At 62.9% G+C, this 21,029-nt stretch carries 20 protein-coding genes; 3 read left to right on the plus strand and 17 right to left on the minus strand.

Going from position 1 to position 21,029, the window contains the following annotated elements; genetic code table 11:
• Positions 1-71: 71 nt before the first annotated feature.
• From OC71_RS19535 to OC71_RS19565, 7 genes are all read right to left on the minus strand, one after another.
• On the minus strand, positions 72-2,015 hold the full coding sequence (locus OC71_RS19535; RefSeq protein WP_041072517.1) for a response regulator: 1,944 nt from the start codon (positions 2,013-2,015) through the stop codon (positions 72-74).
• Complete coding sequence (locus OC71_RS19540; RefSeq protein ID WP_041072519.1) at positions 2,005-2,880, minus strand: sensor histidine kinase KdpD; 876 nt, start codon at positions 2,878-2,880, stop codon at positions 2,005-2,007. The genes OC71_RS19535 and OC71_RS19540 overlap by 11 nt, the downstream gene beginning before the upstream one ends.
• Complete coding sequence (locus tag OC71_RS19545; RefSeq protein ID WP_041072664.1) at positions 2,873-3,883, minus strand: ATP-binding protein; 1,011 nt, start codon at positions 3,881-3,883, stop codon at positions 2,873-2,875. Before OC71_RS19545 ends, OC71_RS19540 begins: the two co-directional genes overlap by 8 nt.
• On the minus strand, positions 3,880-4,284 hold the full coding sequence (locus tag OC71_RS19550) for an anti-sigma regulatory factor (RefSeq protein ID WP_041072521.1): 405 nt from the start codon (positions 4,282-4,284) through the stop codon (positions 3,880-3,882). The genes OC71_RS19545 and OC71_RS19550 overlap by 4 nt, the downstream gene beginning before the upstream one ends.
• Entirely contained in the window at positions 4,281-4,643 is a 363-nt protein-coding gene (locus OC71_RS19555) for an STAS domain-containing protein (RefSeq protein WP_041072523.1), read from the minus strand. The genes OC71_RS19550 and OC71_RS19555 overlap by 4 nt, the downstream gene beginning before the upstream one ends.
• Before the next feature lie 4 nt (positions 4,644-4,647).
• A complete protein-coding gene (locus OC71_RS19560) occupies positions 4,648-5,499 on the minus strand; it encodes an STAS domain-containing protein (protein WP_041072525.1) in 852 nt (283 codons plus the stop codon).
• A gap of 256 nt (positions 5,500-5,755) precedes the next feature.
• Positions 5,756-6,277, minus strand: a complete 522-nt coding sequence (locus OC71_RS19565; protein WP_041072527.1) for a DUF4142 domain-containing protein — start codon at positions 6,275-6,277, stop codon at positions 5,756-5,758.
• Between the two features lie 204 nt (positions 6,278-6,481).
• Here OC71_RS19565 and OC71_RS19570 point away from each other — a divergent pair, with 204 nt between their 5' ends.
• Together OC71_RS19570 and OC71_RS19575 are read left to right on the plus strand one after the other, a co-directional pair.
• Positions 6,482-6,724: a DUF465 domain-containing protein gene (locus OC71_RS19570; protein WP_041072529.1), complete on the plus strand. Its 243-nt coding sequence runs from the start codon at positions 6,482-6,484 to the stop codon at positions 6,722-6,724.
• 423 nt (positions 6,725-7,147) lie between these two features.
• Positions 7,148-9,136: a U32 family peptidase gene (locus OC71_RS19575; protein ID WP_041072532.1), complete on the plus strand. Its 1,989-nt coding sequence runs from the start codon at positions 7,148-7,150 to the stop codon at positions 9,134-9,136.
• Between the two features lie 27 nt (positions 9,137-9,163).
• Here the strand turns inward: OC71_RS19575 and OC71_RS19580 are convergent, their stop codons facing one another.
• From OC71_RS19580 to OC71_RS19605, 6 genes are all read right to left on the minus strand, one after another.
• Positions 9,164-10,126, minus strand: coding sequence for a Dyp-type peroxidase (locus tag OC71_RS19580; protein ID WP_041072534.1), 963 nt, complete (start codon positions 10,124-10,126; stop codon positions 9,164-9,166).
• 68 nt (positions 10,127-10,194) lie between these two features.
• Positions 10,195-11,460, minus strand: coding sequence for an FAD-binding oxidoreductase (locus OC71_RS19585; protein WP_041072536.1), 1,266 nt, complete (start codon positions 11,458-11,460; stop codon positions 10,195-10,197).
• A 2-nt stretch (positions 11,461-11,462) separates the two neighbouring features.
• A complete protein-coding gene (locus OC71_RS19590; protein ID WP_041072538.1) occupies positions 11,463-13,040 on the minus strand; it encodes an aldehyde dehydrogenase (NADP(+)) in 1,578 nt (525 codons plus the stop codon).
• Positions 13,041-13,098: 58 nt separating this feature from the next.
• Complete coding sequence (locus OC71_RS19595) at positions 13,099-14,046, minus strand: dihydrodipicolinate synthase family protein (RefSeq protein ID WP_041072540.1); 948 nt, start codon at positions 14,044-14,046, stop codon at positions 13,099-13,101.
• Positions 14,047-14,095: 49 nt separating this feature from the next.
• Positions 14,096-15,022 (minus strand): 4-hydroxyproline epimerase, encoded by a 927-nt coding sequence (locus OC71_RS19600; protein ID WP_041072542.1) that lies wholly within the window; start codon positions 15,020-15,022, stop codon positions 14,096-14,098.
• Between the two features lie 22 nt (positions 15,023-15,044).
• Positions 15,045-16,673: an APC family permease gene (locus OC71_RS19605; RefSeq protein ID WP_041072544.1), complete on the minus strand. Its 1,629-nt coding sequence runs from the start codon at positions 16,671-16,673 to the stop codon at positions 15,045-15,047.
• A 200-nt stretch (positions 16,674-16,873) separates the two neighbouring features.
• Between OC71_RS19605 and OC71_RS19610 the strand changes: the two genes are divergently transcribed.
• Positions 16,874-17,647 carry an AraC family transcriptional regulator gene (locus OC71_RS19610; RefSeq protein WP_041072546.1) on the plus strand — a complete coding sequence of 258 codons (774 nt, stop codon included), beginning with the start codon at positions 16,874-16,876 and terminating at the stop codon, positions 17,645-17,647.
• A gap of 10 nt (positions 17,648-17,657) precedes the next feature.
• Here OC71_RS19610 and phnE read toward each other — a convergent pair whose 3' ends face one another.
• From phnE to OC71_RS19630, 4 genes are read right to left on the minus strand one after another with little or no spacing between them, the layout of a single operon-like run.
• Positions 17,658-18,425: a phosphonate ABC transporter, permease protein PhnE gene (gene phnE, locus OC71_RS19615; RefSeq protein ID WP_041072548.1), complete on the minus strand. Its 768-nt coding sequence runs from the start codon at positions 18,423-18,425 to the stop codon at positions 17,658-17,660.
• On the minus strand, positions 18,422-19,249 hold the full coding sequence (locus OC71_RS19620; protein ID WP_041072550.1) for an ABC transporter permease: 828 nt from the start codon (positions 19,247-19,249) through the stop codon (positions 18,422-18,424). The genes phnE and OC71_RS19620 overlap by 4 nt, the downstream gene beginning before the upstream one ends.
• A complete protein-coding gene (locus OC71_RS19625) occupies positions 19,243-20,040 on the minus strand; it encodes a phosphonate ABC transporter ATP-binding protein (protein WP_041072552.1) in 798 nt (265 codons plus the stop codon). Before OC71_RS19625 ends, OC71_RS19620 begins: the two co-directional genes overlap by 7 nt.
• The gene (locus OC71_RS19630) at positions 20,037-20,900 is read right to left on the minus strand and encodes a putative selenate ABC transporter substrate-binding protein (protein WP_041072554.1); all 864 of its coding nucleotides are present in this window, start codon (positions 20,898-20,900) and stop codon (positions 20,037-20,039) included. The genes OC71_RS19625 and OC71_RS19630 overlap by 4 nt, the downstream gene beginning before the upstream one ends.
• Positions 20,901-21,029 lie beyond the last annotated feature (129 nt).

Raw genomic sequence — 21,029 nt, forward strand, 5'->3', positions numbered from 1 at the left:
AAGCCCGCTCCCACAGGTTATCGGGTGTACATAACCCTTTTGGGAGCCAGCCTGCTGGCGATGGCGGTGTGTCAGGCGCCATCAAGCGTGCGCCGGACCTTGTCCAGCAGTTCACTGATCTGGAATGGCTTGACCAGCATTTCCATGCCGCTGCCCAGGAATACCTGACGATTGATCGCGGTCTCGGCATAACCGGTCATGAACAGAATCGGCAGGTTTTCGCGCCAGCCCCGCGCCACGTCCGCCAGTTCCCGGCCGCTCATGCGCGGCAGGCCAACGTCGCTCAGCAACAGGTCGATGGTCGGATCATTCTGCAAGCGCTCCAGCGCGGTTTCGATATCCCCCGCCTGGGTGCAGCGATAACCCGCATCCTCCAGCACTTCGGTGACGAACATGCGCACCGCCGGCATGTCTTCGACAATCAGGACGTGCTCACCAGCGCCCTGCGGATCAACTTTCGGCGCCGGGATATCGGCCCCGGTCGGGTCGTTGGTCGCCGGCAGCATGAGGGTCACTTCGGTGCCGCGCCGTGCCACGCTGCGGATGTGCGCATCGCCGCCGGACTGGCGGGCAAAACCGTAGATCGTCGACAGCCCCAGACCGGTCCCCTGACCCAGCGGTTTGGTGGTGAAGAACGGATCGAACACTTTGTCGATCACACTGTGCTCGATACCGGTGCCGTCATCGCGCACCGACAGCGCCACATACGCACCATCGGCCAGGTTCGGGTCGCCGTGGGAATACGCCGCATAGGTGTTGACCCAGATATTACCGCCCCTGGGCAGCGCATCCCGGGCATTGATCACCAGATTCAGCACCGCGCTTTCCAGTTGCACCGGATCGACCAGGGCAATCGCCGGTTTGTTGGTCAACTCCAGTTTGAGCGTGATGCGTTCACCGATGGTGCGCATCAGCAACTCTTCCAGCGAGCGCACTTGCTCATTGATGTCTACCGGTCGGGTATCCAATGGCTGTTGGCGAGCGAAGGCCAGCAGGCGATGAGTGAGTGACGCGGCGCTCATCGCTGAATTCAGTGCGGCTTCGGCGTAGAACTGCACCTTGTCCGGACGCGCATCGGCCACGCGTTTCTGGATCAGTTCCAGGCTGGTGATGATCCCGGTCAGCAGATTGTTGAAGTCGTGGGCAATGCCTCCGGTGAGCTTGCCCAGCGCGTCCATTTTCTGCACTTGCAGCAGCTGCGATTCGGCACGCACGCGCTCGGCGACTTCCTTGGCCAGTTGTGTGGTGGTGTCGTCCAGCTGTGCCAGGTGCGAGCGTTCGCGGTGGCGATGCTCGGTGACGTCTTCGACGAATACCAGGCTGAGCTGCGGCGTGCGGTACGGCGAAATCTGCCACTCGGTTTCGCGAATCTCGCCCTGTACGCGCATGTTCAACGTGCCTTTCCAGCGCTCACCATCGACCAGTCGCAGGCGCAACTCGTTGAGGATCGCGCCCTGGTCATCGTCGAAGCATTCGCTGAGGGTGTGCGGGTTGCGGTTGTCCTGAATCATTTGCGTGAAGGCGTGGTTGCATTCATGCACTTTCAGGTTGGCATCGAGCACGGCAATCGGTGCCGAGACGTTGACGAAAATCTCACGGAACCGGGCCTCGCTCTCACGCAGCGCATTTTCGGTATCACGCACTCGCAGCAGGGTGCGCAGGGTCGCCAACAGCACGTCCGGGTCCACCGGGTGAATCAGGTAGGCATCGGCCCCGGCGTCCAGCCCGGTGATGATGTCGCCGGTCTGGATCGACGCGGCAGACACATGGATCACCGGCAGCAGCGCGGTGTGTGCATCGGCCCGCAGGATGCGCACGATATCGAAACCGCTCATGTCCGGCAGATTGACGTCGAGGATCAGGGCATCGAGCGCTTCGCTGGCGATCAGCGCCAGGCCCTCGTTGCCGGTACCGGCCTCCAGCACCTCATAGCCATGGCGCTCCAGACGCCGGCGCAAGGCGTAGCGAGTGGCAACGTTGTCGTCGACGATCAACAGACGGATGTCACGTTTCATCGACATTCTCCAGGGCAAGCGCCAGTGGAATGATCACGAAAAAGGTCGAGCCGACACCCGGCGTGCTGTCCATTCCGACCTCGCCGCCGAGCAGGGCGGCGAAGCGCTTGCACAGCGACAAGCCAAGACCGGTGCCGCGCAGGCGTTTCTGCAATGGCGAGTCGACCTGAGAAAAGTCCTCGAACAATGCACCATGCAGCTCCGGCGCGATACCGATGCCGGTGTCGCTGACGGCAAAACGTACTCTGTCCGCCCCTTCCAGGCGCGCCGAGACCCGGACTTCGCCACGGGTGGTGAATTTCAGCGAGTTGGAAATGAAATTGCGCAAGATCTGCGCGAGTTTCTTGTCGTCGGTGTACAGGCGCGGCAATCCGACCGGCTCTTCGAAAATCAGATCAACCGCCGACGCATCGACGATCGGCCGGAACATGCCGCGCAACGCGCTGAACAGATCGAACATGTCGAACCACGCCGGAGAAATACTGATTCGTCCGGCTTCGATCTTCGCCAGATCGAGCAGGTCATCGACCATGTCGCTCAGTTCCCGGGCGGCGCTGCTGACGAACGCCACTTGTTTGTGCTGCTCGGGGCTGAGCGGACCGTCGAGCTCGTCGGCGAGCAAACTGTTGACGCTCAGGATCGAACCCAGCGGTGTGCGGAACTCGTGGCTCATGTACGACAGGAAACGGCTTTTCAGATCCGAAGCCTGGCGCAGTTGTTCGGCCTGGGTGTCGAGCTCGGCGTAAAGCGCAAGCACGCCCTGATTGGTTTCGTCGAGTTCGTCGCGCAGGGCGGCGGTCTCGCTTTGCAACTGGGCGATCAGCGCAGCCTGCTCCGCCGCGTTCAGGGTGGGCGACTCAGCCATGGGCGGCCTCCAGGGCAACGACCAGCACCGTTACGTCGTCGCGTCCGCGACAGAAGTCGCGGTGCAGGACGCTGGCTATCACGGCGGGATGGCGGTGCACCAGACCGGGGTAGTCTTGAAGATTCCAACGGGACTGCAGGCCGTCGCTGTACATGATCAATAGATGTCCGTTCACGTGAGCATAGTCAAAGGGCTGGGCTTTCCGGTATTGGCCGCCGACGATCCCCGGATGAGAGGCCAGCCCGCGCGACTTGTCGGCGCTGATCAGGCTGGCGCCGATGTTGCCCACGCCGGTAAAGGTCAGGCCGTCGCGGGCGGCATTGAACTGCGCGAACGCGGCAGCACCACCGCGGCTGCCGATCATGTCGCGGTGCATGTCCTCCATCAGCAGCACCGGGCTGGCGAACGGGCTCTGGGCGAACACCTGTTCGCCGGCCTTGGCCGCCCGTTCGGCGTCTTCACCGTGGCCGAGGCCGTCGATGATCAGCGCACTGACGTTGGCACCGTTGTACGCCAGGTGCCAGGCGTCGCCGCACGCCGGATCGTTGTGCAGTGAATGCTGGCTGACGCCGTAACGCAGGTCGGGCTGACGGTCTGCGCGTGGATACAAACGCGCCAGCAGCACCGCGCCACGGGTATCGGCATAAACGTCAAACACGTCGGTCTGGCGCGCCACGGTGCCCAGCCCGATGCCCTGGGTGCCACCGGTGGAAAAGCCATCGGTCAGGCACGCGTCCAGGTCAAAGCCTTGAGCGCGATCGACCGCAAGCATTTCGATACCGAAGCCGCCGGTTCGCGGTAGCAGCCGCAGATGAAACTCGCCACGGCTGGCATGCTTGAGCACATTACTGGCCAGTTCGGTGGCGACCAGCGCCACACGTCCGGCTTCGGTCGCATCGAAGCCATGTTGCTCGGCGAGCCGTTGCGCGGTGCGCCGGGCGTGGCCGATCTGGCTGCTGTCTTCGATCAGCAGCACCTGGGTCAGCGACCCAGCGATATTCATGTCCATCGGGTGATCGTTATTCGAGTGCCCTTGCCGGGCTCGGTGTCCAGTTCGAATTCATCGACCAGCCGTTTCGCGCCTGTAAGCCCCAGGCCCAGACCGCTGCCGGAGGTCCAGCCATCGGTCATCGCCAGTTTGATGTCGGGAATGCCCGGGCCTTCATCGCGGAAGGTCAGGCGCAGGCCGACACGAGCGTTTTCGTCGAGGATCTGCCAGTCCATGTCGCCGCCACCGCCATAGACCATGGTGTTGCGCGCCAGCTCTGAAACGGCCGTCACCAGTTTGGTCAGGTCGATCAGCCGCATGCCGCATTCGGTGGCCAGTTTGCGCGCCGTCTGCCGGGCGAGCACCACGTCCTGCTCGATGCTGATCGGTTGAGTACCGCTGCTGCGCACGGTCATTGTTGGCGTACTCGTTCCTGCAGCAGTTTCATTCCGCGCTCGACGTTCAGCGCGGTGCTGACGCCGGGCAGGGTCAGGCCGAGCTCGACCAGAGTGATCGCCACGGCGGGTTGCATGCCTACCAGCATGGTTTCGGCATCCATGATTTTTGACAGGCCGGAGATGGTGCCGATCATCCGCCCGATGAACGAGTCGACCATGTCCAGCGCCGAGATGTCGATCAACACACCGCGCGCCGACGTCCTGCTGATGCGCTCGGACAGGTCGTCCTGCAGGGTCAGGGCCAGTTGGTCATGCATGTCGACCTGGATGGTGACGAGCAGAAAGTCGCCCATTTGAAGAATCGGAATACGCTCCATCGGCTCAGACCGCTTTGCCGAGGCTGATGCCCAGGCGGGTGAGCGCGAGTTTCAATGCATCGGCCAGGTTGGCCTTGGTGACCACGCCTTGCAGGTCCAGGCCCAGGTGCACGATGGTCTGGGCGATCTGCGGACGCACGCCGCTGATGATGCAGTCGGCGCCCATCAGGCGAATCGCGGTCACGGTTTTCAGCAGGTGTTGCGCGACCAGGGTGTCCACGGTGGGGACGCCAGTGATATCGATGATGGCGATTTCCGAACCGGTGTCGACGATGCGTTGTAGCAGGGACTCCATCACCACCTGGGTGCGTTGCGAATCCAGGGTACCGATCATCGGCAGCGCCAGCACGCCATCCCACAGCTTGACCACTGGCGTGGAGAGCTCCAGCAGTTCTTCCTGTTGACGTTTGATCACCGCTTCGCGGGACTTCTGGAAGGTACGGATGGTGTGCATGCCGAAGGCGTCGAACAGTTCGGAAATCTCCCAGAGTTGTTCGGCCAGCAGTGCCGGTTGTTCGCGATAGTGACTTTGCAGCAAGGCAAACAGCGGGCCTTTGAGCGCGAAAATGAAGCTGGCGGTCTGTTGCGAATCCTGACCGAGCAGGGCGCGGCTATGGGACAGCTTTTCGAGGAACTGGCGGGTGGCTTCCCAACCCGGCGCATTGATGTTGGTGCCGTTGTCATCCTGCAGGCCATTGATGACCAGTTGCAGGAAGTCGCTGGTCTGTTGTTGCAGGTCATGGTCCTTGAGATTGCGGGTGGCGCCGCTGGCTTCCAGGCCGTTGATCCATTCGCTCAGCAGTTGGGGTTGTTTGTTTTTCATCGCATCGAATGTGCTGTTCTGCAGTGCTGCCATGTGCCTGTTACTCCGTAGCGTATGGGGGCCGGTTCTGTAAAAAATGACCGGTGCGAAGTCAGTGACCTTTGCCGTTCAAAATAGTTGTTCCATTGCGCAAGGATATTTTTGATCTGGCGCAAGAAAGGCCCCGGTAACTCTAGTCGGGATGGCCGCATTTGGCGGTTTTTTGCGCGCCGGGCGTGCGCAGGGTGCGGGGCGCAGAATGAAAAAAGCCGCATCGGCAGGATGCGGCTTTGTGGGGCAGGCGCGCGGATTACTTGCTTGGGTGCTTGGCTTGCAGCTCTTTGGCGGCCGTCAGGTGTTTTTCCAGCGCCGGCAACATCTTCTGCGCGAAGGCTTTCAATTCCGTGGCGCCCTTGACCTTGTCGTCGGTCACCGTATTCGCTTCTTTCTTGAATAATTCGATGGTTTCTTCGTGGGCTTTGACCTGATTGTTGGCGTAGGCCGCGTCGAAGGACTCATCGCGCATGTCGAGGATCTTCTCCTTGGCCTGCTTGACCAGGGTGGTGCTGTCCGGCACCTCGATGTCATTGGCCTTGGCGATGCTCGCCAGTTCATCGTTGGCCTTGCCGTGGTCGGTGATCATCATGTTGGCGAAGGCCTTGATGTCGGCCGACTGGCTTTTTTCCAGGGCCAGACGGCTGGTCTCGATCTCCGCAATGCCACCGGCTGCGGCATTGTCGACGAAGCTGTTGGAAGTGGCGGCAAAGGCACTGCCCATACCGCTGCTCAACGCGACAGCCAGAACGAGGTGACGCAGGTTGAATCCGTCCATTGGTATTTCTCCACACAGGTTTTTGTTGACGTTATGCAATGGAGGCAATGGCGCGGGCAAAGGTTTGATCGCGTTTACGACAGGGCGACGAACGGCCACCGCTGGTCTGACAGGTGGTCGACAGAACCCCTCAACCGAGGCCATTCTGATACAGGCTGACGCCATCGGTCGCGTTGGCTGCCGATCAACTGACGGAGGTGTTCCATGCCGGTGACTCATGACCTGTATCAGGATTTGAAGCTAACGAAGGAAGAGGTCCAGCAAAAACGCTCCGAGGATCCATTTCTGGATGCACTGATCAACAAGTATTCCGAGGCGGACGCCGACGTCGTCAAGGCCGAGACGGCAACCTCGGATGCGCCCAGCGATGACACATTGAAAAAACTCAAAGAAAAACGCCTGCAGGTCAAAGACAAGATCGTCGCCCAGTTGCAGGCTCGATCCTGACCGTCAGTCGCTTCACCGCTGCGCGATGGTGAAATGACTGAACGCCGCCCCCGACCGGCACCTCGAATGTACAGAGTCTTCACTTAGCGACTCTTTGCGAGGTGCCTCATGAACACACCCAGATTTCCCAGTGAAGAGCAGGGCGCTTTCGACCCGGTGCCTACGCATCCGGAACCCGATAGTCCGGCACACACCACAAACCATCCTGAAGAACCGGATGAGGGTCTTCCTGAAGACGAAGATCCGGACACGTTCGACCGATCCGGCAATTGACAGGCCTTAAGCGCTGGCAAGCCGGTTATCGCAGGGGATGTGTCTTTCAGTGGCGTCGGGACATGTGCCACTTGGCAGCACAAGCGTGCCGCTCGGGCGTTTCGCGGCTACAATGCGCGCCTTGACCGTGACCGCCTGACTAAAAAAACTATGTCCTTGCCCAAGCATCACCTGGAACTGCTCAGCCCCGCCCGTGACGTGGCCATCGCCCGTGAAGCCATCCTGCATGGCGCCGACGCCGTGTACATCGGTGGCCCGAGCTTCGGCGCGCGCCACAACGCCTGCAACGAAGTGAGTGAAATCGCCGAACTGGTGGAATTTGCCCGCCGTTATCACGCGCGCATTTTCACCACCATCAACACCATTCTGCACGACAACGAACTGGAGCCGGCCCGCAAGCTGATCCACCAGTTGTACGACGCCGGCGTCGACGCGCTGATCGTTCAGGATCTGGGCGTAATGGAGCTGGACATCCCGCCGATCGAGCTGCATGCCAGTACCCAGACCGACATTCGCACCCTGGAGCGGGCGAAGTTCCTCGATCAGGCCGGTTTCTCGCAACTGGTGCTGGCCCGTGAGCTGAACCTGAAAGAAATCCGCGCCATCGCCGATGAAACCGATGCCGCCATCGAGTTCTTCATCCACGGCGCGCTATGCGTGGCGTTCTCCGGGCAGTGCAACATTTCTCACGCGCAGACCGGGCGCAGCGCCAACCGTGGCGACTGCTCCCAGGCCTGCCGTCTGCCGTACACCCTCAAAGACGAAAAGGGTGGCGTGATCGCCTACGAAAAACACCTGCTGTCGATGAAGGACAACAACCAGAGCGCCAACATCCGCGCGCTGGTCGAGGCCGGTGTGCGCTCGTTCAAGATCGAAGGTCGTTACAAGGACATGGGCTACGTGAAGAACATCACGGCCTATTACCGCCAGCGCCTCGACGATGTGCTCGAAGACCGCCCGGACCTGGCCCGCGCTTCCAGCGGCCGCACTGCGCACTTCTTCCTGCCGGACCCGGAAAAGACTTTCCACCGTGGCAGCACCGACTACTTCGTCACCGATCGCAAGATCGACATCGGCGCGTTCGACTCGCCGACCTTCACCGGCCTGCCCGTGGGCACCGTCGAGAAAGTCGGCAAGCGTGACATGCAGGTGGTGACGCAGGAGCCGCTGTCCAACGGCGATGGCCTCAACGTGCTGGTCAAGCGTGAAGTGGTGGGTTTCCGCGCCAACATCGCCGAGCCGAAGGGCGAGTTCGAAGAAGACGGCGAGAAGCGCTACCGCTACCGCGTCGAGCCGAACGAAATGCCCGAAGGCCTGTACAAGCTGCGCCCGAACCATCCGCTGAACCGCAACCTCGACCACAACTGGCAACAGGCACTGCTGAAGACCTCCGCCGAACGCCGCGTGGCCCTGAGCTGGGTGGCGCGCCTGCGTGAAGAGCAGCTGGAACTGACCGCCACCAGTGAAGAGGGCATCAGCGCCAGCGTGACCTTGAACGGCCCGTTCGGTGTGGCCAACAAGCCGGAGCAGGCGCTGGAGCAATTGCAGGATCTGCTCGGCCAGCTCGGCACTACCCAATATCACGCCATCGACGTGAAACTGGACGCACCGCAGGCGTTCTTCATCCCGAACTCGCAGCTCAAAGCCTTGCGCCGTGAAGTCATCGAAGCGCTGACCGCCGCCCGCGTTGCGGCGCACCCGCGTGGCAGCCGCAAGGCCGAAACCACGCCGCCGCCGGTGTACCCGGAGTCGCACCTGTCGTTCCTGGCCAACGTCTACAACCAGAAGGCACGCGACTTCTATCACCGTCACGGCGTGAAACTGATCGATGCGGCCTACGAGGCCCACGAAGAGGCCGGTGAAGTGCCGGTGATGATCACCAAGCACTGCCTGCGTTTCTCGTTCAACCTGTGCCCGAAACAGGCCAAGGGCGTGACCGGTGTGCGCACCAAGGTCGCACCGATGCAGCTGATTCACGGCGACGAAGTGCTGACCCTGAAGTTCGACTGCAAGCCGTGCGAGATGCACATCATCGGCAAGATGAAAGGCCACATCCTCAACATGCCGCAGCCGGGCAGCGTGGTGGGTCACATCAGCCCTGAAGACCTGCTGAAAACCATCCCGCGCGCGCCACACTGAGTGACGGGCGGGCGTGGCGCTACGGTGTCACGCCTGCGCGGGCTCGCGCTCCGCGAGGTCTTCGAGCAAGTCGGCTGACGGCACAAAGAACAGCCCCCCGGTGACTGCCGTGCTGAAGTCCAGCAAACGGTCGTAGTTGCCGACGGGTTTGCCGACAAACATGTTCTCCAGCATCTGCTCGATCGGTTCCGGCGAGCGCGCGTAACCGATGAAATAAGTGCCGAACTCGCCAGCCCCCGGGCGACCGAACGGCATGTTGTCGCGCAGGATCTTCTGCTCCTGGCCGTCCTTGGTGATGGTGGTCAGGGCGCTGTGGGAGTTGCTCGGTTTCACCTCCTCACCGAGTTCGATGTCGGCCAGTTTTGTCCGGCCGATCACCTTCTCCTGAGCCTCGACGCTCAGCGCATTCCACGCCTCCATCTTGTGCAGGTACTTCTGCACCAGCACATAACTGCCGGATTCGAACGCCGGATCTTCGTTGCCGATCAGCGTGAAGTGATCGGCCTTGCGGCCCACCGGGTTCTCGGTGCCATCGACGAAACCGATGATGCTGCGCATGTCGAAGTAGCGGAAACCCTGCACCTCATCGACTACCGTGATTGCGCCGTTGAGTGCGCTGCACAACTGCGTAGCCAGTTCGAAACACAGGTCCATCTGCTCGGCACGGATGTGCAGCAGGATGTCCCCCGGCGTCGCCACCGCACGGCGACCCTCGACGCCGAACTCACGAAACGGATGCAGCGAGGCCGGGCGCGGGCTGCCGAACAGCGAGTCCCAGGCGCTGGCGCTGAACCCGCAGACACACGACAGGTTGCCGTTGGGCACGCGTTTGCCGACCGAACGGGTGAGGGCGGCGATGTCGCCGCACCAGCCGCGCACCTGACTGGCGGCGTCGCTGCCGGGCAGCAACGTGGCGACGATGAAGATCGCGCTGCTGGTGATGGGGTTGCAGATCGCTTGCGGCTCGGGGGTATCCATTGCTGAGGTCATCGTCGGTTCCATATGCGCGGGGCCAAGGTCGGCGCTCAGTATGAAACCAAAAACGTTTCATCGGTATCTCAGAAGCGATCCAGTCGATAGGCATCCTGTGCCGGCAAGCCAGCGTTTGCCGAAGGGGATACCAGCTGCGCGACCATCTGCGCCGTCACCGCCGCCTGCGTCAGCCCCAGATGCTGATGACCGAAGGCGAGCAGCACCTTGCCGTCGCAAACCTGGTCGATGATCGGCAGCGAGTCCGGCAGCGACGGACGAAAGCCCATCCACGGCGTCGCGTCTTCAGCGTTCAAATCATGACGGAACAAACCTTTGCTCAAACGGTGCAACTGCCAGGCGCGCTCCATGAACGCCGGACGCTGCAGGCCGGCGAATTCCACCGTACCGGCCAGGCGCAGACCGCCGGTCATTGGCGTCATGATGAACTTGCGCTCCAGTGACGTCACCGCAAACGGCAGGCGCCCGTGCTCGTGCGGCAACATCAGGTGATAGCCGCGCTCGGTGTCCAGCGGCACCTGCTTGCCGGTCAGCGCGGCAGTCAGCTTCGCCGAGTGCGCACCACAGGCGATCAGCACCTGCCGCGCGCTGAAACGCCCCTGATCGGTAAGCAACGACACGCCATGTTCCTGCACTTGGCCACCCCGAACCTCCTGCTGGAGAAACTGCACGCCGGCCGTTTTGGCCGCACTCACCAGTTCACACACCACCTGATACGGGTCGAGAAAATGCCCGGTGCGCGGGTAGAACAATCCGCCCTGAATCTGTTCGCTGAGCTGCGGCGCGCTTTCTCGCACGACGCTGGCCGACCAGATTTCCACCGGCACCTGTTGCTGACGCATGCGCGCCTGCAAGGCGTCGACGGCTTGTCGCGATTCGGCGCGCTCGAACACCAGCAGCGAGCCGTCCTCCTTGAGCAGGTCGGGTCGGGCGATGCTGTGCAGCAAGCGCTTCCAGGCGTCGAGGCTGCTTTCGTTGAGCGCGCGCAGGCCGGCGATGGTGCGCTGGAACGGCGCCGGGCGCAGGTTCAGCAGCAGGCGGGTGAACCACGGCACGGCGCACGGCAGGTACTTCCAGTCCAGGCGCAGCGGCCCCATCGGGTCCATCAGCATCGCCGGCAGACGCTTGAGGATCGACGCGTCGGCAATCGGAAACACCTGCTCAGTGGCCAAGTGTCCGGCGTTGCCGAACGAGGCGCCATGACCGGGCGGCTGCTTGTCGATGACCACCACCCGTTTACCCTGACGCGCCAGTTGCAGAGCGCAGGCGACGCCGATGATGCCGGCACCGATCACCGCGATATCGGCGTGGTCCGCTGTGAGGTTGTCGGGCATGTTCAGGCTTCCCTCTGACCGTCGAGCAAGCGCCGTAATTGCAGCGGATTTGCCTGTTGCAACGGTAGCGGCAGCAAAACGTCAGGGAAGTCCTGATAGCACACCGGGCGCAGGAAACGCAGAATCGCCGCGGTGCCAACCGAGGTGCTACGCGCGTCCGACGTGGCCGGAAACGGCCCGCCATGTACCATCGCATCGCACACTTCGACCCCGGTCGGCCAGCCGTTGACCAGCAGGCGTCCGGCCTTGCGTTCCAGTGTTGGCAACAAGGCCCGGGCGTGATCCAGATCGGCGTCATCCAGGTGCAGCGTGGCGGTCAATTGGCCTTCGAGGTGTTCGCAGACCTGACGGATTTCATCGTCGTTGGCGCACTGTACGATCAGCGACGCGGCGCCGAAGATTTCACCTTGCAGGCGTGCGTCGGCGAGGAAGTCCTGCGCCTGGGTCATGAACAATTGCGTCTGGCACTGGTTCGGCCCTTCAGCCGCTAGACCGCTCGCCACGTGTTGCGCCTGCGGATGTTCGGCCAACGCGGCGACTGCGCTCGAATAGGCGCGGAAGATCCCCGGCGTAAGCATGGTCTGCGCCGGGCTGCGCTGGACCCCTTCGGCGGCGGTGGCGATGAAACTGTCCAGCGCCGGCCCTTGGTGAGCGATGACCAGCCCGGGATTGGTACAGAACTGCCCGGCACCCTGAGTCAGCGAGGCGACAAAACCCTGCGCCAACGCCTCACCGCGAGCAGCAAGCGCTGCGGGAAACAGCAGCACCGGATTGATAGAGCTCATTTCCGCGTACACCGGAATCGGTTCCGGCCGCGCTTGCGCCGCTCGGCTCAGGGCGAGGCCGCCACTGCGCGAGCCGGTGAAGCCCACAGCCTTGACACGCGAATCGCTGACCAGGGCGATGCCCACTTCGTTGCCGGAACCGAACAGCAGCGAAAACACGCCGTCGGGCAATCCACACGTTTTTACTGCGCGCGTCAGCGCCTGGCCGACCAGTTCACTGGTGCCGGGATGCGCGCTGTGCGCCTTGACGATCACCGGGCAACCGGCGGCCAGCGCCGAAGCGGTGTCGCCGCCGGCCACCGAGAACGCCAGCGGAAAGTTGCTGGCGCCAAACACCGCCACTGGCCCCAGCGCAATCTGCCGCTTGCGCAAATCAGAACGTGGCAGCGGCTGGCGCTGTGGTTGTGATTGATCGACGCGAACGTCCAGCCATTCGCCGGCACGGACGGTACGGGCAAAAGTGCGCAATTGCCCGCAGGTGCGTCCGCGTTCGCCTTGAATCCGTGCGCGCGGCAGGCCGGTTTCGGCCACGGCGCGGTCAATCAGCGCATCACCGAGGGCTTCGATCTCATCGGCGATGGTTTCGAGAAATTCGGCGCGAGCACTGAGGGATGTCTCGCGATATGGATCAAACGCTTGCCACGCCAGTGTGCAGGCCTGGTCGACATGCTCGCTGCTGCCCCCGGCGTACGCGGGTTCCAGCACCACATCGGTGGCGGGATTGATCGCACGGATCGCTTCACGGCTGCCGGCAATGGCTTGGCCGCCGATCAACATATGGCCTTTCAGAGTCATGGCGCTTCCTTGATAAAAGAGGTGAAGCCCCGATATCGCACCGGGGCAGGGACTGCGGTCAGGCGAGGTTCTGTTCGGCGGACCAGTTTTTGTACCACTGACGGAACAGCGCGTACTGGGTCTCGGCGTAACGACGCTGGGCATCGCTCAAGGCGTCGGTTTCGTTGAAATGCAGGGCGTATTCGCGATCGCCGTTGAGCACCATCAGATGCTTGTAATACAGCACCAGATCGCAGCCTTCATCGAACGACGACAGCACCGCCAGCGCTGCTTCCAGTTCGCGCGCCAGACGCCGGGCCTTGGCATCGCCCTTGGCCGCTTGCTTGCTCAGCGCTACCAGTTGCAGCACTTCGCGGGGCAGGGCGTTGCCGATGCCGGTGATCGCGCCGGTGGCGTTGCAGTTGACGAAACCGTGCACCACTTGCGTATCGACACCGACCATCAGGGTCACGGCATCGTCCTGCGAGGTGATGTTTTCGGCGGCGTAGCGCAAGTCGGCGCCACCGCCGAACTCCTTGAAGCCGATCAGGTTCGGGTGTTCACGGCGCAGTTCGAAGAACAGCTCGGCGCGGGTGGCGAAGCCGTAGTAGGGGCTGTTGTAGATCACCGCCGGCAGGTTCGGCGCGGCGTTGAGGATCGCGGCGAAGTGGGCTTTTTGCGCGGTGGCCGAAGCACCACGGGACAAGACACGTGGAATCACCATCAGGCCATGGGCGCCGACTTTCGCCGCATGCGCGGCGTGGGACACCGCTTCACGGCTGTTGACCGCGCCAGTGCCAACGATGGTCGGAACCCCGGCGGCCACCAGACGCGCCACGCCTTCCTGACGCTCCGCCTCGGTCAGCAACGGCCAGTCGCCCATCGAACCGCAGTAAACCACCGCGCTCATGCCGATATCGATCAGCTCGCGACCCTTGGCCACCAGGGCGTCGAAGTCGGGTTTACGCGCGGCGGTGCACGGGGTCATCAGCGCGGGAATGCAGCCAGTGAAGATGTTATCGCTCATTGTTGTAGCTCCTCGGGACATTCATTCAGATCGGTAGAAAGCGGGGCACTCAGATGCCCCAGGCGAAAGGGTCCTGCTCGTCGATCAGCAGGGTGGCGTCGGCGGTCATGTAGGCGCGGCCGGTAATAAAAGGGCGCACGCGTTCGCCATGCCATTCGAAGCGGCCTTCGAACTGGCTGCCGGTGATGCTCGCTTGCGTCCAGACCTGGCCTTCGGCGAGTTTGCCGTCAGCGGCCAGGCAGGCGAGTTTGGCGCTGGTGCCGGTGCCGCAGGGCGAGCGGTCGTAGGCTTTGCCCGGGCACATGACAAAGTTGCGGCTGTCGGCGTGGGCGTCGTCGGCGAACAATTCGACGTGGTCGATCAGCGCGCCGTTCTCGCCGTGGATGCCTTGGGCTTCGAGGGCCTTGAGCATCGCCCAGGTGTACTCGGTGAGGGCTTCGACGTTGCTCATCTGCAGGTCCTGGCCGTGCTCGGAAACCAGGAAAAACCAATTGCCGCCCCAGGCAATATCGCCGAACACTCGGCCGTGGCCGGGCACGTCCACCGGCACCTGTTTGCGATAGCGGTACGCCGGGACGTTGCCCAGGGTCACCGCGCCGTCCTCGTGCAGGGTGGCGCTGACCGGGCCGACCGGGGTGTCGATCTGGTGCACGCCCGGTTCGATTAGGCCCTGGTAATGCAGCGAGTTGACCAGGCCGATGGTGCCGTGCCCGCACATGCCGAGGTAACCGGCGTTGTTGAAGAAAATCACCCCGCAGGTGGCGTCCGGCGAGACCGGCGCGCAGTACAGCGCGCCGACCAGCACGTCGTTGCCGCGCGGTTCCAGCAGGCAGGCGCGGCGCCATTGATCGTGGCCTTCGCGCAAGGCATCGCGCTGCTCGACGATGCTGTTGCCGGGCAAGTCGGGGAAGCCCTTCATCACCAGGCGTGTGGGTTCGCCGCCGGTGTGGGAGTCGATGATGTGCAGTCGTTTCATGAACGCGTCCCTTCAGTGAATATCAGGCGTGCGCCGGGCGTTGGCCCGTTGCCGCATGGGTGGAGGATTCAGCGGCTTCACTTTCGTCGTCTTCGGTTTCCAGACGAATCAGGTGTGCCGGTACGCCGGTGGCCGCCCCCCAGTAGTAGATGCCCAGGGCGCAGACCGCGACGATCACGGTGTCGAACGGATGACTGAGCACGCCGATACCACCGAAGCTGCCGAGTTTGGAGAGGAGGATGGTCAGCGCGTAGAAGCCGATCAGCCACGCCGATGAGCGCACTTGCTGGCCCAGATTCAGGTGCGCGGTCGGCACCAGGCGGCCACACAGCAGGTAGATGACGAACATCAGGATTTGCAGGCCGAGCAACCACGACACGGTGCCCCAGCCTGACCAGTAGACGATCAGCGCGGCGATGATGAACGACAGTGGCCCGAGCACATTCATGCCCTTGACCCGGAACGGACGCGGCATGCCCGGCGCGCTGCGGCGCAGGGCGGCCACCGACACCGGAGCCACGGCGTAGCTCAATACCAGCGCGGCGGAGACCACGTTGATCAGCGCTTCCCATGACGGGAACGGCAGGGTCCAGAACACCGACAGGCCAAAGGTCAGCCACAGCGCGGGGCGCGGAATGCCGGACTTCTCGTCGATGCGGGTGAAAATCTTGAAGAAGGTCCCGGTCTGCGCCCAGCCGTAGATCACCCGTGGCGTGGCGTTCATGTAGATGTTGCCGCAACCGCTGGGCGAGATCACCGCATCGGCCACCACCAGATACGCCAGCCAGCCGACGCCCAGTGCCAACGCGATGTCGCGATACGGCAGGGCCAGTTCCTTGGCGACGCCGGCCCAGCCATTGGCGAGCATTTCAGTCGGGATGCCGCCGAGGAAAGCGGTCTGCAGCAGCACGTAGATCGCGGTGGAGAGCAGCACCGACAGGATCAGCGCAATCGGAATCGTGCGTTGCGGATTCTTCACTTCACTGGCCACCGAAATGATCGGTGTCAGGCCCAGATACGCGAAGATCACCCCGCCGGCCGACACGGCCATTTCGATGCCGGACAGGCCGAACGGCGCAAAGCCGTGCACGTCGAAATTCGCCGGTTTGAAGAAGCTGAACAACACGCCGATCACCAGCAGCGGCACGATGAACTTGAACACGCTGACCAGATTGTTGGCCATGGCGAAGGTCTTCACGCTGCGGTAATTGAGCAGGAAAAACAGGCACAACAGCCCGAACTGTACGAACCAGCCAAGCACGGTCGGGTCGCTGGAGCCGACCTTGGTCAACTCGGGAAACCATGCTGCCGCATATTGCCGCGAGGCGACCACTTCGATCGCCACCAGACTGGAAAACGCAATCAGCGTAATGAAGCCCATCAGATAACCGAGCAGCGGGCCATGGGAGTAAACCGGGTAACGCACCACGCCGCCGGCACGGGGCAGCGCAGCGCCCAATTCGCAGTAGACGATGCCCAGCAGCAACACGGCGAAACCGCCGAGCAGCCAGGAAAAGATCCCCGCCGGGCCGGCGATGGCGGACACGTGACTGGCGGCGAACAACCAGCCCGAACCGAAGATTGCCCCCAGCCCGATGAACGTGAGGTCTATTAATGAAAGTTGTTTCTTGAACTTGCCTTGGCCTGTCATAGCGTCGCCTTCTTGTTGGTTGTTGGAGGGGCGTGCAGTGGCGCTACAGTGAACTTGTCAGGCGCTGCGCGATTGATGTTTTTTGCCGGTGACGATGACGAAATCAGCACAATGGCCAACGGCAAAGGCCCGGCTCGACAGGCCGCCAGCCATGGGGCAATCTGCGCGCAAGCCAATGCGCACCGTGGGGAGTGACAGTCATGACGCAGAATGCGTTTGCGATCCTGAGTCAGCAGAACGAAGCGAGCCGACCGCAATGCCTCGACGATCTGCTCGCCAGCATGGCGCTGCTGTTGCCCATGCTGGATGTGATTCCCAACGCGGCGATCTTCATCAAGGATCCGCAGGCGCGCTACGTCATGGCTAACCAGACACTGGTGCAACGCTGCGGTCTGAAAGACCTGCGACCGTTATTGGGCAAGACCAGCGCCGAGGTGTTTCCGGCGCAATTGGGCCCGGGCTACACCGAGCAGGATCGGCGCGTGCTGGAAGAGGGATTGGTGCTGGAGGATCAGCTGGAGTTGCACCTGTACGGCAGCCGCGAACCCGGCTGGTGCCTGACCCACAAACGTCCGCTGTACGATCGTGATAACCGGATCATTGGCCTGGCGGGCATTTCCGTCGACCTGCAAACCGCCAGCGAAACTCATCCGGCGTATCAGCGTCTGGCGGCGGTGGATGAGTACATTCGGGCGAACTTCGCGAGCCGCGTCAGTCTTGGCGAACTGACGCGCATCGCCGGAATTTCAGTGGCGCAACTGGAGCGTTACTGCAAACGGGTGTTCCACCTGACGCCGCGGCAGATGATCCAGAAAGTGCGTCTTGAGCACGCGCATCGGCTGTTGCATGGCGAGTTGCCGATCACCGAGGTGGCGCTGCAGTGCGGCTATACCGACCACAGCGCTTTCACCCGGCAGTTCAAGGCCTCGACCGGATTCACCCCGCGCCAGTATCGGTTGGCGACGACGCAATAAGGCTGGTCCGTCAGGCCTTGACCCAGCGCTGCCGGCTCCAGGCACTCAGCGAGTCCACGCCCAGCACCAGAATCAGCATCGCCAGAATCACCGTGCTCGCCTGCGCTTCCTGAAACAGGCTGAGGCTGACATACAGCATCTGCCCCAAACCACCGGCCCCGACGAAGCCCAGCACGCTGGCCATGCGGATGTTGTTTTCCCAGCGATACAGGCAATAGGCGAGCAATTGCGGGGCGAGGTTGGGCAGGGTGCCGTAGCAGAAGGCGAGCACGGGATTGCCGCCCTGCAAGCGTATCGCTTCGGCTGGTTCCGGCGGGGTATTCTCCAGCGCTTCGGCGAACAGTCGACCGAGCACGCCGGTGGTGTGCAGGGCCAGCGCCAGAGTGCCGGCATTCGGCCCAAGGCCGGCGGCGAGCACCATCAGCGCCGCCCACACCAGTTCCGGAATCGCCCGCAAACCGTTAAGCAACAGGCGCGAGGCGCTTTGCAGCGGCCAGCCGAAACGCCCGGCCGCGGGCAGCGCGAGGAGAATGCCGAACACGGCCGCGAGCAGGGTGCCGAGGGCCGACATGGCGAGGGTTTCCAGCGCGCCCTTGATGATCGCCTGCAAGTGCGTGGCGCTCAGGTCCGGGCTGAGAAAGCGCTGTGCGTAGGCACCCATCTGCTTGAGGCTGGTGGCGCTGCCCAGTTCACCGAGGTCGAGTTCGAGGTAACCGAACGAGGCGATCACCGCGACGCCGATGCCGACCACCAGCAGCAGATTGATCAGGCGATTCATGTCAGCCTCCAGCGCAAAAGGCGGCTGAGTTGGTCGGCACCGAGCACCAGAATCAGGAACGTCAGCAACATGCTCGCCACTTCACCGCTGGCGAACATGCGCAGCGACAGGTCGATCTGCTGGCCGAGGCCACCAGCGCCAACAAACCCCATCACCACCGAGGCACGAATCGCGCACTCCCAGCGATACACCGTGTACGACAGCAGCTCCGCCGCGACATTCGGCAGAATCCCGTAGGCGAACGCCGCGAGTCGTCCGCTGCCGGCCTGCATCAAGGCGTGCGTCGGGCGTTGGTCGGTGGACTCGAAAATCTCCGCGTAGACCTTGCCGAGCATGCCGCTGTAGGTGATCGCGATCGCCAGTACACCCGCCGCCGGGCCGAGGCCCACGGCACGCACGAACAGCAGCGCCCAAACGATTTCCGGCACGCTGCGCAAGAAGATCAGCAGTCCGCGCACCGGCCAACGCAGCAAGCGCCCGAGCCGACTGGGAATGCCGCTGCGGGACGCCGCCGACAACGACAGCGCGCGGCTGGCTATCAGGCTGGCCGGCACCGCCAGCAGCAACGCCAACGCCATGCCGGCAGTGGCGATGGCCAGGGTTTGCAGGGTGGCCTTGAGCAGTAACTGGAGAAAATCGTGGTCATGCGCCGGTGGCCAGAACCCGGAGATAAAGCGGCCCATTTCGGTCTGGCTGTCGCTGTGCAGCAGCACGCCAAGGTCCAGTTCGCTGAGCTGGATGCCCGGCCACAGCAGGGCAATTGCCAGCAGGGTCAGCAGCAGTCGCGGCGCGGCGGCCGGGTCGCGGGAATCAGCCGTCAGCATCGCGGGATCTGCACAATCAGCGGCGCACTGGGCGTCGTCGGGCTTTGCAATTGCTCATTGGCGTACAGCGTGTCGAGCATTTCGCGGCTGACCTGCTCGGCAGAGCTGTCAAACAGGATCTGGCCGTCGCGCAAGCCGATGATGCGCGGAAAGTGCGCCAGCGCCAGTTCCACCGCGTGCAGGCTCGCCACCAGCGTGACGTTATGCGCCCGCGCGTGCTGGGAGAGGATCGACAGGGTGTGCCCGGCGAGCACCGGGTCCATCGCCGACACCGGTTCGTCCGCCAGCAGAATTTCCGGTGCCTGATACAGCACCCGGGCAATGCCCACGCGCTGCAGTTGGCCGCCGGACAATTGCTGGCAGTAAGCGAAGAGTTTGTCGCCCAGATCCAGGCGGGCGATGGCGGCACGGGCACCGGGAATATCCGTCGGATGCAGCAGATTGAGCAGGCTTTTGCCCAGACTCCACTGCCCGAGTTTGCCGGCCAGCACCGCCGTCACCACGCGCTGGCGCGGCGGCAGCGGTGGTGCTTGGTGCACCAGACCGATGCGCGCACGCAGGCGTTGCCGTTGACGGGCGGGGAGGTGCCAGGGGCGTTCACCCAGCACCTCGATTTCACCGCTGCTGGGGCGTAACGCGGTGGCGAGCAGGTTCAACAGGCTGGATTTACCGGCCCCGGACGGACCGATGATCGCCACCTGTTCACCCGCCGCAATCTGCAGATCGACGCCACGTAGTGCGTCGACCCCATTGGCGTGGTGCAGGCGGCCTTGTTTGAGGCTCAGGGTCATTTCAACAGATCGGCGGCGCGAGCAGCTTCCTCGATGCCCTTGTAGTTCTCGGGCTTGGTGTCGATGAAACGGCTGGCCGCCTGCAGATCAAGAATCTTCTTCTGCTCCGGGTTGGCCGGGTCGAGGTCGAGGAAGGCTTTTTTGATCTTCGCTGCCAGCGCCGGGTCGAGGGTGCCGCGCACGGTCCAGTTGTAATCGAAGTAGGCCGGAGTCGTGGCGAACACGTGCACCTTGCTGGTATCGACCTTGCCGGCGTCCACCAGTTTCTGCCAGACGCTGGCGTTCAGCACACCGGCATCGACCTTGCCGGCCTGGACCCAGGCGACGGTGGCGTCGTGCGCACCGGAGTAGGCGACACGGCTGAAATAGGCTTCAGGCTTGATGTTGTCGTTCTTCAGCATGAAGTAACGCGGCATCAGGCTGCCGGAGGTCGACGACACCGAGCCGAAGGCAAAGGTCTTGCCCTTGAGGTCGGCCAGGCTCTTCACGTTCGGGTCGGCAGTGATGAACTTGCTGGTGAACTGCGCATCCTGCTCGCGCTGCACCAGCGGAATCACCGGGGTGGTGGCGTCGGTCTTCAGGCGTGCCTGAACGAAAGTGAACCCGCCCAGCCAGGCCATGTCGAGGCGATCGGTCGCCAGCGCTTCCACCACTGCCGGGTAGTCGGCCACCGGAACGAACTGCACTTTCATGCCCAGTTGCTGCTCCAGATAGGCCCCCAGTGGTTCGAATTTGCGCAGCAATTCGGTCGGGGCTTCATCGGGAATTGCACTGACCCGCAACACATCGGCGGCATGCGCCACCAAAGCAGAAAAAGACAGGGCCAGACCAGCAGTCAGTGCCAGGGTTCGTTTGAGCATGGAAATCTCCGTTTCATGAGCGTCGCATTCTAAGCGCCACCGGGCGCGGTGTCGCGCGCGGGCGCTCAATCAGGTTAGACGAAACGGCCAGGTTATACGCAGCCGCGCCGTGAAAGGCCAGCGCGCTTG

Source organism: Pseudomonas sp. W15Feb9B (assembly GCF_000828175.1).
Lineage (GTDB): Bacteria > Pseudomonadota > Gammaproteobacteria > Pseudomonadales > Pseudomonadaceae > Aquipseudomonas > Aquipseudomonas parakoreensis.

Bases quoted from the DNA above. Each gene is read 5' to 3' on its own strand.
- OC71_RS19535 (WP_041072517.1), bottom strand. From the start codon at position 2,015: ATGAAACGTGACATCCGTCTGTTGATCGTCGACGACAACGTTGCCACT.
- OC71_RS19540 (WP_041072519.1), bottom strand. From the start codon at position 2,880: ATGGCTGAGTCGCCCACCCTGAACGCGGCGGAGCAGGCTGCGCTGATC.
- OC71_RS19545 (WP_041072664.1), bottom strand. From the start codon at position 3,883: ATGAATATCGCTGGGTCGCTGACCCAGGTGCTGCTGATCGAAGACAGC.
- OC71_RS19550 (WP_041072521.1), bottom strand. From the start codon at position 4,284: ATGACCGTGCGCAGCAGCGGTACTCAACCGATCAGCATCGAGCAGGAC.
- OC71_RS19555 (WP_041072523.1), bottom strand. From the start codon at position 4,643: ATGGAGCGTATTCCGATTCTTCAAATGGGCGACTTTCTGCTCGTCACC.
- OC71_RS19560 (WP_041072525.1), bottom strand. From the start codon at position 5,499: ATGGCAGCACTGCAGAACAGCACATTCGATGCGATGAAAAACAAACAA.
- OC71_RS19565 (WP_041072527.1), bottom strand. From the start codon at position 6,277: ATGGACGGATTCAACCTGCGTCACCTCGTTCTGGCTGTCGCGTTGAGC.
- OC71_RS19570 (WP_041072529.1), top strand. From the start codon at position 6,482: ATGCCGGTGACTCATGACCTGTATCAGGATTTGAAGCTAACGAAGGAA.
- OC71_RS19575 (WP_041072532.1), top strand. From the start codon at position 7,148: ATGTCCTTGCCCAAGCATCACCTGGAACTGCTCAGCCCCGCCCGTGAC.
- OC71_RS19580 (WP_041072534.1), bottom strand. From the start codon at position 10,126: ATGACCTCAGCAATGGATACCCCCGAGCCGCAAGCGATCTGCAACCCC.
- OC71_RS19585 (WP_041072536.1), bottom strand. From the start codon at position 11,460: ATGCCCGACAACCTCACAGCGGACCACGCCGATATCGCGGTGATCGGT.
- OC71_RS19590 (WP_041072538.1), bottom strand. From the start codon at position 13,040: ATGACTCTGAAAGGCCATATGTTGATCGGCGGCCAAGCCATTGCCGGC.
- OC71_RS19595 (WP_041072540.1), bottom strand. From the start codon at position 14,046: ATGAGCGATAACATCTTCACTGGCTGCATTCCCGCGCTGATGACCCCG.
- OC71_RS19600 (WP_041072542.1), bottom strand. From the start codon at position 15,022: ATGAAACGACTGCACATCATCGACTCCCACACCGGCGGCGAACCCACA.
- OC71_RS19605 (WP_041072544.1), bottom strand. From the start codon at position 16,673: ATGACAGGCCAAGGCAAGTTCAAGAAACAACTTTCATTAATAGACCTC.
- OC71_RS19610 (WP_041072546.1), top strand. From the start codon at position 16,874: ATGACGCAGAATGCGTTTGCGATCCTGAGTCAGCAGAACGAAGCGAGC.
- phnE (WP_041072548.1), bottom strand. From the start codon at position 18,425: ATGAATCGCCTGATCAATCTGCTGCTGGTGGTCGGCATCGGCGTCGCG.
- OC71_RS19620 (WP_041072550.1), bottom strand. From the start codon at position 19,249: ATGCTGACGGCTGATTCCCGCGACCCGGCCGCCGCGCCGCGACTGCTG.
- OC71_RS19625 (WP_041072552.1), bottom strand. From the start codon at position 20,040: ATGACCCTGAGCCTCAAACAAGGCCGCCTGCACCACGCCAATGGGGTC.
- OC71_RS19630 (WP_041072554.1), bottom strand. From the start codon at position 20,900: ATGCTCAAACGAACCCTGGCACTGACTGCTGGTCTGGCCCTGTCTTTT.